This is a genomic window from Nocardiopsis salina YIM 90010 (assembly GCF_000341025.1).
GTDB lineage: Bacteria > Actinomycetota > Actinomycetes > Streptosporangiales > Streptosporangiaceae > Nocardiopsis > Nocardiopsis salina.
The window spans coordinates 1-545 of the sequence record NZ_ANBF01000271.1; the positions used below are offsets into that span (position 1 = coordinate 1).

1 protein-coding gene is annotated in these 545 nt (G+C 66.4%); it reads left to right on the plus strand.

The window, feature by feature from the left end; genetic code table 11:
• Window positions 1–99 precede the first annotated feature (99 nt).
• A partial coding sequence (locus D474_RS32095; RefSeq protein WP_161628715.1) for a helix-turn-helix domain-containing protein occupies window positions 100–545 on the plus strand: 446 nt, incomplete at its 3' end.

Here is a 545-nt window from a genome sequence, read left to right on the forward strand (position 1 = left end):
TTGCGGTGCATGCACAGAAGGTAAGCCGCGTGTAATCCCTCAGCCACAATGTGGTTCGAGTTGATACGTGCGAATCAACTTCGCGATAGTGTGCGGTGCATGCACAGCACTTCCCCATCGGCGTGGGACGCCCCCGCCCTCGCCGACGCGCTATGGCGCCTCCGAGATCGCGGATACAGCGCATCCGACCTCGCAACCCTTGCGGGCATCAGCCGATCCCAGATGAGCCGCTGGACATCCGGCGGCCACCGCCCCGGCTACGACGCCCTACGGTCCCTGACCGCCGCACTGTTGGAGGCCAACCCCACAGACGAGTACCGCGGCATCATCGCCGACCTGTGCGCCGCCGCCGGCTACCCCGGAATCGCCAGCGACCTCGGCGCCACATCACCCGACGACGAGACCGACGAGACGACCGAGGAGGTGACCTCCCCCTACACGGGCGCCGTGTTCCGCATCGTCAAGAACCTAGAGATGCGTGCCGAGGATGCCGGCCTCTCCGAGGAGGAGGAGCGGGAGATGATCGAGCGCGCCATGGTCGAGGC